Source organism: Methanobrevibacter sp., from assembly GCF_015062985.1.
Classification (GTDB): domain Archaea; phylum Methanobacteriota; class Methanobacteria; order Methanobacteriales; family Methanobacteriaceae; genus Methanocatella.
In genome coordinates, this window is sequence record NZ_SUTI01000011.1 from 60,042 (window position 1) to 70,403 (window position 10,362).

The 10,362-nt window shown below is 36.0% G+C and carries 13 protein-coding genes; 12 read left to right on the forward strand and 1 reads right to left on the reverse strand.

Features of this window, described 5'->3' with window-relative positions; genetic code table 11:
• Positions 1-51 precede the first annotated feature (51 nt).
• The 11 genes from E7Z77_RS06535 to E7Z77_RS06585 all read left to right on the forward strand — a co-directional run bounded on the left by E7Z77_RS06535 (position 52) and on the right by E7Z77_RS06585 (position 9,416).
• Positions 52-1,320, forward strand: a complete 1,269-nt coding sequence (locus tag E7Z77_RS06535; protein WP_292751718.1) for a tRNA(Ile)(2)-agmatinylcytidine synthase — start codon at positions 52-54, stop codon at positions 1,318-1,320.
• 208 nt (positions 1,321-1,528) lie between these two features.
• A complete protein-coding gene (locus E7Z77_RS06540) occupies positions 1,529-2,416 on the forward strand; it encodes a DUF3100 domain-containing protein (RefSeq protein ID WP_292751721.1) in 888 nt (295 codons plus the stop codon).
• Positions 2,417-2,905, forward strand: a complete 489-nt coding sequence (locus E7Z77_RS06545; RefSeq protein ID WP_292751724.1) for a hypothetical protein — start codon at positions 2,417-2,419, stop codon at positions 2,903-2,905.
• 153 nt (positions 2,906-3,058) lie between these two features.
• On the forward strand, positions 3,059-3,943 hold the full coding sequence (locus E7Z77_RS06550; RefSeq protein WP_366510253.1) for a DUF3100 domain-containing protein: 885 nt from the start codon (positions 3,059-3,061) through the stop codon (positions 3,941-3,943).
• Complete coding sequence (locus tag E7Z77_RS06555; RefSeq protein ID WP_292751730.1) at positions 3,944-4,435, forward strand: hypothetical protein; 492 nt, start codon at positions 3,944-3,946, stop codon at positions 4,433-4,435.
• Between the two features lie 76 nt (positions 4,436-4,511).
• Positions 4,512-5,921 carry an MmgE/PrpD family protein gene (locus E7Z77_RS06560; RefSeq protein WP_292751733.1) on the forward strand — a complete coding sequence of 470 codons (1,410 nt, stop codon included), beginning with the start codon at positions 4,512-4,514 and terminating at the stop codon, positions 5,919-5,921.
• Between the two features lie 5 nt (positions 5,922-5,926).
• Positions 5,927-6,829: a peptidase gene (locus E7Z77_RS06565; RefSeq protein WP_292751735.1), complete on the forward strand. Its 903-nt coding sequence runs from the start codon at positions 5,927-5,929 to the stop codon at positions 6,827-6,829.
• 4 nt (positions 6,830-6,833) lie between these two features.
• Positions 6,834-7,706, forward strand: a complete 873-nt coding sequence (locus tag E7Z77_RS06570) for a fumarate hydratase (protein ID WP_292751738.1) — start codon at positions 6,834-6,836, stop codon at positions 7,704-7,706.
• Positions 7,707-7,764: 58 nt separating this feature from the next.
• Positions 7,765-8,565, forward strand: a complete 801-nt coding sequence (locus E7Z77_RS06575; RefSeq protein WP_292751740.1) for a citryl-CoA lyase — start codon at positions 7,765-7,767, stop codon at positions 8,563-8,565.
• 1 nt (position 8,566) lies between these two features.
• Positions 8,567-9,076, forward strand: a complete 510-nt coding sequence (locus E7Z77_RS06580; RefSeq protein ID WP_292751741.1) for a nitroreductase family protein — start codon at positions 8,567-8,569, stop codon at positions 9,074-9,076.
• 1 nt (position 9,077) lies between these two features.
• Positions 9,078-9,416, forward strand: a complete 339-nt coding sequence (locus E7Z77_RS06585; protein ID WP_292751744.1) for a hypothetical protein — start codon at positions 9,078-9,080, stop codon at positions 9,414-9,416.
• On the opposite strand, the gene E7Z77_RS06590 is transcribed toward E7Z77_RS06585, so the two are convergent.
• The gene (locus E7Z77_RS06590) at positions 9,406-9,735 is read right to left on the reverse strand and encodes a hypothetical protein (RefSeq protein WP_292751747.1); all 330 of its coding nucleotides are present in this window, start codon (positions 9,733-9,735) and stop codon (positions 9,406-9,408) included. The two genes, E7Z77_RS06585 and E7Z77_RS06590, sit on opposite strands and share 11 nt — an antisense overlap.
• Before the next feature lie 62 nt (positions 9,736-9,797).
• Between E7Z77_RS06590 and E7Z77_RS06595 the strand changes: the two genes are divergently transcribed.
• On the forward strand, positions 9,798-10,148 hold the full coding sequence (locus tag E7Z77_RS06595; RefSeq protein WP_292751750.1) for a hypothetical protein: 351 nt from the start codon (positions 9,798-9,800) through the stop codon (positions 10,146-10,148).
• Positions 10,149-10,362: the final 214 nt, after the last annotated feature.

A 10,362-nucleotide genomic window follows, 5' to 3' on the forward strand; every position in this document is an offset into this window, starting at 1 on the left:
TCTACCTCTGATTAAACTATATATTCTTTTAACTTTAATATATTTTAGTAGGTGATTGTGATTAATTATTTACATATTGGAATAGATGATACGGATTCTCCGGATGGAATGTGCACAACATATTTGGCAAGTCAAATTGTCAATAAATTCAAGGATAACGGCATAGAGTTAGTTGATTATCCCAGATTGATAAGATTAAATCCGTTTGCCCGATTCAAAACTCGTGGAAATGGAGGAGTAAGTCTGAAAATAGTCAATGATGATAATGCCGCAAGGGCTAAAGAAATAGTTCTTGAGGAAGTTGAGAAGTTATCCATGTTCGATTGCGACAATACAAATCCCGGAGTAATCTTTTACGATGGGGAAATCACAAAGGAAATGGAAGGCTACGCTTTTAGAGCCATTTATGAATTCATTACAATCGATGAGGCGGAGGAATTCGGTAAATCTGTAGGATGTGAAATTCACAAGTTCAAAAAAGGAAGGGGCATTATAGGATCAATTGCGGCAATCAGTTTGCCGCTAACTGACTTCACCTATGAGCTGCTTGCCTATAGAAGTTCAGATAATTACGGAACTAAAAGGCAGATTAATTACGAATCAGTTTACAGAATGGATAAGGAAACATTTCCCGACACTTTTGAAAATATTGATTATTCCGAAGATTATATTGCAATCGAGCCTAAAACACCGTGCCCGGTCTTATACGGTATTAGGTCAAATACTGTGGGTGCTTTAAAAAAAGCAATGGATATAGTTGAAGTTTCAGAACCTATTGTCGACTGGTGCATTTTTAAGACAAACCAGCACACTGACATGCATATACAAAAGGCAGAAAATATTGCCTCAATGAAACAATTTGGTTGCTATTGCGTAACAGGTGAAGTCAAAAACAGACCTACTATCATTGACGGGGGACACATGTTCTTTTACATTTTCGATGAATCCGGCGAGATTGAATGCGGTGCATATGAACCTACAAAGAATTTTAGAAAGATTGTTTCACATTTGCGTCAGGGCGATATCATCAGGGTCTATGGAGGAATCGGTGAGCAGAATACGTTCAATATTGAAAAGTTTCAGGTCATTGAATTGAATGATGTTGAGTATAAAAATCCGATTTGCGAATGTGGAAAAAGAATGACATCTGCCGGCAAAAATAAAGGTTTCAAATGTAAAAAATGTGGAAGAAAAATTGAATCCAATGAAAAAGTTCCTATTTTGATAACTCGTTTTTTAAAAAATTCTTGGTTTTATGAAACACCGGTTTCTGCTAGGAGACATCTCTCAAAACCACTTTGTCGTATGAATTTAGAGTAAGTATTCTTTATTAACTTTTTATATCTGAAAATACTAGTTTTTATTTAAATTTTAGACTTCTCTTTTTGTGAATTAATTATTAATTTTTACTAATTTTTATTCGCAAAATTAGAACTTTTGAGAACTAAATCATATTAATTTAAATATGATGACTGTGTAATAAAAAATTAACTAGCATATATTTTTATGCCGGGCGGGAGAGGGTATTATGTCTGATAATGATATTGAGACGAAAGAAATTCAACACATCTATCGTGAAAAAACTGATAAGCGTATTTTAAAGAAGAATCCATGGAAAGATCATGGTTTACATTTAACTGTACTTGTTTTGGTTATTATTGCTATGTATATTGGCCCTATTGAAATTCGACTTGCTAAAGGTATTGAAGTGTCAGTAATGCCTTTGCTTTACACAATGGTTTTGGGATTGCTTTTTTATTTGGCGAAACCCATTAAATGGATTCAAAGAAAACAGTCAAGAATTGCTGAGGGGGCTATGATGCTTTTCATCGGTGTTTTGATTGCAAAATTGGCTGTTTCAAGCGGCCAATCAATTCATCTTATTTTTGAAATGGGTCCTGCTTTGATGTTGCAGGAATTAGGGCATTTGGCCACAATTTTAATTGCGCTTCCTATTGCTTTACTTTTAGGTTTTAAACGTGAAGCTATTGGCATGACCAATTCTATTGGTCGTGAACCTGAAGTTGCAGTTGTTGTCGATAAATATGGATTTAATTCTCCTGAATCAAGAGGTATTTTTGCTCTTTTTATTGTTGGAACAATTATCGGAACAGTATTCATTAGCTTCTTGACAAGTATTTCTGTTTCTGTTCTGCCGTTGCATCCATTTGCATTTGCTATGGCCAGTGGTGTGGGCAGTGCAAGTATGAACGCCGCTTCATTAGCACCTACGCTTGCAGCATTTCCGGCATTGGAAACTCAGATTGAGGCGTTTGCAGGATTCAGTAATCTGCTGTCATTTTCTGTTGGGATTTATATTGTAATTTTTATAGCATTGCCGTTGACTGAAAAGTTATATGAAATTTTAGAGCCTATAATTGGAAGAAAACCTGTTGTTGAAGAGGAGGATGAGTAAATGGTTGATATTATGGAGGGATCTGAAAATGTTTCAGTTCACGGAATTTTTAATTGGATTTTGCTTTTAGCCATATTTTCGGTTATTACCGTTGTCGGCAATGCAATCGGATTTCACCATCCGATTGGAGATTCATTAGTTGGCATGGCTATTCTATCCTTAATCACATTACTGGGCGTTTGGATGGAAAGGTATCTTCCTTTGGATATTTCCTCCATCATTTATATTAGTGTGATGGGAATTCTATTGGCATTTCCGGGCATGCCCACATCTGATTTTTTACTGTATTATGTTTCTAAAGTTGAACTCCTGTCAATAGTTACAGTATTTCTGGCCTATGTCGGTATTGGTATGGGAAAAAGTTGGAATGAGTTCAAGGCTCTTGGTGGAAGGGCAGTTATCGTTACAGTTCTTGTTATTGCATCCACCTATTTAGGTTCAGCTCTTGTTGCACATTGTGTTTTGGTTATGACTGGCGTTCCGGCATAACTATTCTTATTTTGTGAAAATTATTACTTATTTTTATTCGTATTTAGTGAATTTTTTAAAATTAAATGTTATTAATTTATATAATATGTTTCAAGAAAATATTATTATATTAAAAATTTTTTTACATTTTTAAAGTTTGTTAAGGGGTTTGTTATTATTCCAAATAAGGGTCAGGACGGACATGTTGAACATATTTACAGGGAAAAAACGGATAAACGTATTTTAAAGAAAAATCCCTGGAGAGATTACAGATTACACGGAACTGTACTTATTTTGGTTATAATTGCAGAACTTATTGGAACTATAAGGGTTCCGATTACTAAGGATGTGGCAATCACTATCATGCCTCTTATTTATACGATTATTTTGGGTCTGGCATTCTATTTAGCCAAACCAATTAAATGGATTAAAAGAAAGCAAGCCCGTATTGCTGAAGGGGCAATGATGCTTTTCATAGGTGTTTTGATCGCCAAATTGGCTGTTGCCAGTGGTCAATCCATAGGCCTTATTTTTGAAATGGGTCCCGCTTTGATTTTACAGGAGCTGGGGCACTTGGCAACAATACTGGTACTTCCAATTGCACTTCTTTTAGGATTTAAAAAGGAATCTATCGGTATGACCAATTCCATTGGTCGTGAACCGAACGTTGCAGTCGTTGTTGATAAGTATGGATTTAACTCTCCAGAATCAAGAGGAGTATTTGCTATATTTATCATAGGTACAGTTATCGGTACAATATTTATCAGTTTCCTGGTAACCCTTTCATTATCCTTCTTGCCGTTACACCCTTATGCATTTGCTATGGCCAGTGGTGTCGGAAGTGCAAGTATGAATGCGGCAGCAATAGGTCCGACCCTTGCGGCGTTCCCAGGACTCGAAACCCAAGTTCAAGCATTTGCAGGATTCAGTAATCTGCTTTCATTCTGTGTGGGCATTTATATTGTAATTTTCATAGCATTGCCGTTGACAGAAAAAATGTATGACTGGCTCGAACCTAAAATCGGAAGGGATTCTATTATACCTAAGGAGGATGAATAAATGCCTGATTTAATTGACGGTTCTGAAAATGTTTCTGTTCATGGTATCCTTAATTGGATATTGCTATTGGCCATATTTTCAGTTATAACTGTTATCGGCAACTTTTTGGGTTATAAACATCCGATTGCAGATTCCCTGGTTGGGATGGCAATTTTATCACTCATCACTCTTGTGGGTGTTTGGTTAGAAAGGGAGCTTCCTATTAATGCATCATCCATTTTATATATCAGTATAATCGGTATACTTTTGGCTTATCCGGGTATGCCTACATCAAAATTTGTTTTATATTACGTTTCTCAAATTGAACTTTTATCTATAGTTACCGTATTTTTAGCTTACGTAGGTATTGGTATGGGTAAAAGTTGGGATGAATTCAAGGCTTTAGGTTGGAGAGCTATTGTAATAACTGTTTTGGTTATTGCAGCAACTTATTACGGTGCAGCTATTGTGGCTCATATCGTATTGGTGTTAACAGGTGTTCCTGCAGCTTAATTTCAGGAATGAATGTTGATTTTTTTATACTTATAATTTTAATACTACTTTTTACATATTATATTGTAGGTGTTTTATGTTTTTACAAAATATTTCTAAATTTATTTCAAACTATCGCTATGAACAGGCAACTGTAGAGTCACTAACTACTGTTAAAGCAGCTTTTTTAGATTTTTTTGGAGTCACCTATAGAGGAATAAATGAGGAAGCTCCAAACATTGCTTTAAACACTGTTGAAGAAGTATTTTCAAGAAACTTGGATTCAAATTTAAAATCTTCAATTATCGGAAGAAGCATTAAAACGGATATTTTAAGCGCCGCTTTTGTAAATGGTGTTTCAGCTCATGTCCTTGAATTGGATGATGGTCATAGAGGCGCCCAAATTCATTTAGGTTCAATAATATTTCCAACCGCGTTAGCCATTTCTGAAGCTTATGACTTAAGCGGGAAGGAATTTTTGGAAGGTGTTATTGTAGGTTATGAAGTGGGTATCCTTTTGGGCCAAATTGTCAATCCGGAACATAGAAATAAGGGATTCCATACAACCGGGACAATAGGAACTTTCATTTCCGGAGTTGTCGCTTCAAAATTATTAAAGCTTGATGAAGATCAAATTTTAAATGCCTTGGGATTATGCGGAACTCAGGCGGCAGGGCTTTTGGAGTCTGACCATGGCGGATCAATGGGTAAGGTTTTGCATGTTGGAAAAGCAGCATATAATGGAATTTTAGCAGCATTTCTAGCCAGAAATGGTTTCACTGGTAGTGGAACAATATTTGAAGGTGATGAAGGATTTTTAAAAGCCATGGTGGTTGATAACGAAGATTATGATATGGAGGATTTTTCCCTGGAGAGTGTTTTAAAGGATATAGGTAAGGTAAGGGTGAGGGACATCTACTTTAAGAAATATCCATTTTGCAGGCATTTGCACTCTTCAATAGACACTGCACTGAAGCTTAAGGCCAGTATTGGTGAGGAATACAATCATATTCAAAATGTGGCTGTCAAAACATATTCCGTTGCAGCCCAACATAACAATTATGACCCTAAAAACTTGGAAGAACTGAAACAAAGTCTCCCTTACGCCGTTGCCATTTCATTGGTAGTCGGAGAAGTCAGCGTTGATAAGATTGACCAATTAATAGAATATGGTCTTTTGGATAACTATTCCACTGTCGATAAAGTAAATTGCATAAAAAAACTTGCAAAAGGAATGATTATTCTTTCCGATGATAAATTAAATGAGTTATATCCTGCTAAAAGACCTTCAAATGTTGTTATAAAATTGGATAAAGAGTTCAGGAATGGAATATTCCAGAACATTACTTTACTTCCAAAAGGAGATTTTGAAAACCCTCTGCAGCTGAGGGAATTGATCGATAAGTTTAAGGGCCTCAATCCATATTATAACATCAAAAACCTCACTGTTATTGATTCTCTTGAGGATTATTCCATGAAATATGTTGTTCGCAAATTAAATGAGTAGATACTATGGAAAACACAAAGAATTTTCTTAAAAAAATTGGCATAAATGAAGTTTCAAAGGATTATGAATCTATTAAGCGTTTTAAGGATGGGGGACAGTACCGTTTTGAAGTTCCGGGTATCCAATCCCCAAAGACAATGAAGGCTCTTTTAGAGGAATCATCAAAACAAGGCATCTTCATCCATAGGGTAACTCAAACCAAAGGAATAATGTTTTTAACTGATGATGAAATCGAAGAAATGGTTTCACTTGCAATCGATTACGGATGCGAACTATTTTTGGCTGTTGGTCCAAGGGCAACTTATGACACATCTGCCACAGTACACACAAAGGAAGGCGCCAGAATAGGATATCGCCTTAGAGGTTATGATAATCTTGTCTATGCCATAGAAGACGTGAAAAGGGCTTGCAGGTTAGGAGTCCGTGGAATATTGTTGTATGATGAAGGTCTTCTTTGGGCTTTAAATGAAATGAGAATGGGGGCGGAACTACCTGAAAACGTTCACTTTAAATTGTCTGCCCATGCAGGACATTCAAATCCGGCTTCCGCCAAGTTACTTGAAAGCCACGGTCTTGATTCTTTAAATCCTGTAAGGGATTTGCAGATTCCGATGATAGCTGCAATTAGAGATGCTACAGGCATGTCTATAGATCTGCACACGGAAAATCCAAAATCCACAGGAGGATTTATTAGGCATTATGAAGTTCCGGATTTTATCAGAGTGGCTTCTCCTGTCTATCTCAAGACTGGAGGTTCTGTTGCAGCCAATCACAATTGGGACACTACTGAAAAAGAAGCTATTGCCCGCATAAAACAGGTTTCACTAGTCAAAAGGGTTATCGATGAATATTGTCCTGATGCTGTTGCTTCTCCTGATCAATCTAGTGATTTAGCTATTCCAGAGTGATTATATGGATATATTGGAAGATATTTCTCAAACTATCATAAAAGCATCTACTTCTCTTTCTGATGATAAATTCAGGGCATTAAAAAAAGCTATTGAAACTGAAGATAATGAAAATGCAAAATGGGCCTTGGAACAAATTCATGAAAATTATCAGGTTGCACAAAAGACTGGATTTCCATTATGTGATGATACTGGAATTCCTCATGTGATTATTGAAGTAGGCAGCCAAAGGGAAATTTCAGGAGAGCTCCTAAATCAGATTCATGAGGGTATTGCATTGGGGTTGAACAATCTTCCTGCAAGACCTATGGCCGTTAAGGGAGGACCTGTTGAAAGGATTGAACAGAGCCGGGGCTTATTTGATGAGCCGGGAATGCTTCGCCCGGCATCCATCCTGATTGATAGCGCAAATGACGAGTCAACATATAAAAGGGACATATCCCCCGACACTTTAAATATTCATTTTCTGCTTGAAGGTGGCGGGCCTGAAATCAGAGCCAAAACATATAGGGTCTACCATAAAAGGTCTTTTGAAAATGTCATAGATACGGCATGCGAATGGCTCGAGGATTCGTTAAAGATGTTAGGATGCACTCCGTCAATTCCGTCAATAGGTATTGGGAGAACACATTTCGAGTCAACATCACTGCTTTTGAAGTCAATAGCTTACGGAAATTTGGACAATCAAAGTGATTATGAGCAGCATATTACTGATAGGATAAATCAAACAGGAATCGGTCCTTTCGGTTTGGGTGGAAGGACAACAGTTTTAGGAAGTTATGTAAATATTGGAAATCAGCGAGCAAGTGGCGTTAGAATTGTTTCCGTAAGGCCATCCTGTTTTGTTGATCCAAGAGTCGCCACATTGAAATTATAAATCTTTATATATCATTTGAGATTATGTTTAATTAATTGAATTGTAAGGTATCAAAAAAATGCAAGAAAATAATTTTAAAATAAATCCTCATTCTCTAAAAACCGCAATATCCCGTGTTGAAGAAGATAAAATCGTAACCATGGGATACAATCAAAGGGATTTGATTGAAAAAATCAGATATAGTGACATGGTTTTTCTTCTTTTAAAGGGAAGATTGCCTTCTGTTATTGAAGGAAAGATTTTCAATCATGTTCTGGTTTCATTTTGCGATCATGGAGTAACTCCTCCAAGCACTCAGACAGCACGTTTGATTGCATCTTCAGGCTCCCCTATAAATGCGGCCGTTTCAGGAGCTCTATTGTCATTCGGACATAAACATGCGGGGGCAATTGAAAAAACTATGGAGCTGTTCCAATCAAAGATTAATTCCCTTTACTTAATTGAGGATTCAAATATTGATAATAAGCAAATCGCTAGTTTAGCCATTGATATCTATAACGACTTCACTATTGAAGGCAAAAAGATACCAGGTTTTGGCCACAGATATCATAATGTGGATCCCAGGGCAGATAAGTTGATGGAAGTTGTAATCAACAAGGGTTTTGTCGGACCCCATATCAAGTTAGCGTTGGCGATTGAAGATTTGCTTTCTGAAAAGAAAGGCATCAGACTCAATGTTGACGGTGCAAATGCAGCAATCCTCTCAGATTTAGGTTTCACTCCTGATTTGGGATTGGGGGTATTCATGATTGGAAGGCTTCCAGGCATAATTGCACATATTCATGAAGAAAATATGGATGAAGAGGAATTTAGAAGATTTTGCGATTTAGATGATATTATTTATCAGGGAGGCAAATAAAATGGAATTCATTGATGTAATTACGGAAAGGTACAGTGTACGCGGATATTTGGATAAAGAAGTTGAACCTGAAAAGCTTGAATATGTTTTAAAAGCAGCAACATTAGCTCCAACAGGTGTAAATTACCAGCCATTTAAAGTTTATGTGATTGATACAAAAAAATATGGAAAGGAACTTTCTGAAATCTATGGTGCTAAGTGGTTTGTTGAAGCGCCATACGTTTTGTGTGTCGTGGCAATAAGAAATAAGGCATGGACCAGACCGTGGGATGTCAAAAATATTGCCGACATCGATGCAACAATAGTGATGGACCATATTATTCTTGCAGCTACAGACGCGGGCCTTGGAACATGTTATATCGGCGCATTCAAGAAATATAAAGCCCATGAATTTTTGGATTTGGATGAAAATGAGGAAGCAGTTCTGTTCACTCCTCTCGGATATGGTGATGCCGAACCTAGAGATACTCCTAGAATGGAATTGGATGAATTTGTAGTATATAAAGATTAAAATGAAACTTTTTATTCTTGATGCAGATAACTCTAAAGATATGGAAGATATATCAGAAGAGTTATCCTCAAAAAAATTTAAGATTATAGAAAAGGATGACAATTTCATATTGATGATGAAAAGAAGGTATGGAAACCTTTTGATTCATGCGGTATGTTTAATAATCGCATTATCTTTTTTAGGCCCATTGATCTTTGTCAATGTGGCTTATTTTGCTTATTCATATCTATGGGCGTCTCCCCATGTGCTGATAACCACAGAAAAGGTTGATGACGAAGGCAATCCTTTGGAATTCAACGACATGGATGAAGTATTGAATGCAGCATTTGCTATTCTATGATTTCATCCACACTATACTCTTCTATTTTTCTTATCAGCAATGGCCTTTTAGCATTGAGGTATTCTGATTCTTCCCCTATTTTAGCATCAATGAATACTTTGTCAACCTCAGGTTCGCTGAACAGTGATATGATGTCGCTAAGGAAGTCATCATAGTCCTTTTGAATGTTTTCATCACTGAAACCCAGGCGTGGAAGTTCATGTGTCCAGATATCTTCGCCGGGTGAGAATTTCTTATCAGCAATTTTGCCGTTGTCAATTTCACTGTCCAATGTCAGTGAAAAATTTTCATTTAAAATTATCCAAACTCCTCTATCCATAATAAGAGATTTGTATAAAATGATATAAATATTATGAAATAAATACTAAAATTAGTGTTATTATGGCAAATATTAAAATGTTTAAATTATTAGGGATAGCATTGGCTTTAATGTTGATTGTTTGGGCATTAACACCCATATTCAGACATCAGACTTTGACAAATGATGTTATTGCTACTTCAATCATATTGATTTTGATAGGTGTTGCTTATCTGATAATCCTGTACAACCCTAGCTGGACCAAGGCAGTTTTCTTTTTTGAAGGTATTGTCATAGCGGTTGTTGGGTATATGTTATTGGATTTTCCATACAACTTCGAATTGGCTATTGTAGGTCTTATTATCATAACAATAGCAGTTCTTGCTTATTTACAGAAATTGCCGCCTAATATTTTGAGATGGTTTTACAGATAGTCTATTTTTCTTTTATTCTTTTTTTTATCCATTATTTTTATCTAAATTTTATTTTTTAAATACATTTTTTTATTTAAATTTAAATTTCAGCTATTTTTACTACTATTAAATAGTAAAAGATATATATATTGCACAATAAAAATAAGTGTACCATGGTGATTAATTATGGCAGAGATATCAGACGCAATCGCAATGATAAAAAAAGCTGAATCTG